The sequence below is a fragment of the Lichenihabitans sp. Uapishka_5 genome (assembly GCF_033947565.1).
Taxonomy (GTDB): domain Bacteria; phylum Pseudomonadota; class Alphaproteobacteria; order Rhizobiales; family Beijerinckiaceae; genus Lichenihabitans.
In genome coordinates this window covers 1-2124 of the sequence record NZ_JARPVX010000179.1, presented here as the reverse complement: position 1 = coordinate 2124, position 2124 = coordinate 1, and the positions used below count along the sequence as shown (strand labels likewise).

Sequence of the window (2124 nt, the reverse complement as noted above, 5' to 3'; positions counted from 1 at the left end):
CATTATGCAGCACCGCCCTGCGTCACTGAATTCCAACACGCTTCGCGACGGCACCGAAACACCTTGCCCGCGCCCGTGGCGAGGGCGAGCCGGGCACCCTCCAAATCGAGGAGCGGCGTCGCCGCTGAAGACGCTCTGACCTAACGGAACAGACCGAGATATGGTCGTCCAATCGTCATGCGCCCCGGGGCGTCGTGGGATGCATGATCGGCTTTGCGCCCATCCTTGCCGTTGATTGGATGAACAGGCGTGCTTGGAATCGGCTGTTGACGGCACCATACGATCGGCGACTGCAAAAGCGAGTATCTGATTGCCGCGCTCGCAGGGGCAATCTGCGAATTATGCAGTCCGGCCCAACCTGTCACGATCGTTGCTGGTTGGTGCAGTTCCGCTAGATCATGCAGAGCACCTGGGCCAGATGGGGTCGGGCCACCTGAACGAACATCGCTTGGACAACATTTCTCACTCTCACCCGGATCGACGACATCCCCCATGCCGCATTAAGCAGTCCGCGAAACGGCGATTGATGGCATGCAACGTACCAAGCATTTTCTACCGCAAACCTCGGGCCGGGTGGCTCCTCTTAATAGCATTGGAATCAGTAATCCTGAGACGGCGCGCAGGCTTGAATGGCATCAAGCTTCATTCTAGCACTACAGTTGCGCATTTCGCCACAGATGAGCTTGCCGTGCTGCGGCTTGGTGAGCGCGTCGGAAGCGGGACCATTGCAGGATATGTGCGACAGGGATGGATCGTTGGGCCAGTTTCAGGACAAGGCGGCGGATTTCCTGGATGGACCAGCGGATGAGACGGACCGGCGTCGTGGCGGCGCTGGTGTTTTTTTCGGCGTCGGCAGAGTGTTGGCCTGGTGGCGCACGGCGGCCATCACCGCATAGGCGAGCATGACCAGCGAGACGTGCCTGTGCCATCCGTGCCAGGACCGGGTCTCGTTATGGTCGAGGCCGAACTCGTTCTTTGCGGTCTCGAAGCCCTCCTCGATGCGCCAGCGCGTGCCTTCGACACGGACCAGGGTTTCGATGGACGTGCCCTTGGGGCACCACGTGGTGAAGTAGGCGAGGTCGCCTTCGCCGATAGGGCGGCGGATCAGCAGGCCGCGGGTCCAGAGGCTGGATGGGGCTGCGCCATGGTCGGCAGCGTCGAGATCGGCGAGCGGACAGTAAGTCCAATCGTAGAGCCGTTCGCCCTTGGTGCCGTGGCCGGCGGAGAGCCGCGTCCAGGCGTTAGTCGGCAGGGCTGCGGCAATGTCCCGAGCCTCTCCCGCCACGGCGATTTCGGTCGACCATGAGTTGAACCAATGGTTGGCATGGACGCCGAGCACATAGCCCTTGCCAGCCCGGCGCAGCATCATCTCCAGGTCGCCAACGCCGTACACGCTGTCCGCGGCCACCCAGGAAAACGGGACGTCCGCCGCGATGCTGCGCGTCACCATCGCGGTCGCGAGACCCGGCTTGGTGGCGAAGGCGTGTTCGGTGGGAACATGCGCGGCCTTGCATCGCGCCGGATCGCTCGTCCAGGCCTTGGGCAGGTAAAGCGTCCTGTCGATGAAAGCGTGTCCTTTGCCCGACACATAGGTGGCGAACACGCCGATCTGGCAGTTGGTGATCTTGCCGGCTGAGCCGGTGTATTGGCGTCCGACCCCGCACGACGCGCGTCCCTGCTTGAGAAAGCCGGTCTCGTCGATCACCAATACCGCATCGGCCTCGCCCAGATGCTCCACGACGTGGTCACGGACAAGATCGCGCAGCGCATCGGCATCCCAACGTCCTCGGCCGAGCAGAGCCTGTTGCCGCCAGGGACCTCTGTCGCCAGCCGCTTCCGCCCGCATCCAGCCTGTCTTGCGCGGCTCGCTGCCAAGCAGCGCGTCCAGGAACCGGCTCGCTGAGGCTGCCACGCGCTCCTGCGTGAACAAAGGCCGGATACGCTGCTTCGCAACGCGCAGCGACGCGGCCCATAAAGCCAGCGTGTCCTCAACCGACGCCCCGCCAGTCATCAGATCCTGAATCATGGTTGCCCATTGATTCAGGGTTCTCCACAATGCGCAACTGTAGTGCTAGGCCGTGTGGACGGATTTTAAGAGGATGAATCCGAGGGCCAGTGAAACGA

The 2124-nt window shown here is 62.7% G+C and carries 1 protein-coding gene; it reads right to left on the bottom strand.

From position 1 onward, the window contains the following. Positions 1 to 766 precede the first annotated feature (766 nt). Entirely contained in the window at positions 767 to 2026 is a 1260-nt protein-coding gene (locus P7D22_RS22930) for an IS701 family transposase (protein ID WP_319936557.1), read from the bottom strand. Between the last annotated feature and the right edge of the window lie 98 nt (positions 2027 to 2124).

What these genes read in the sequence shown, in the direction of transcription:
- P7D22_RS22930 (WP_319936557.1), bottom strand. Translation starts at nt 2,026, where the DNA reads ATGATTCAGGATCTGATGACTGGCGGGGCGTCGGTTGAGGACACGCTG.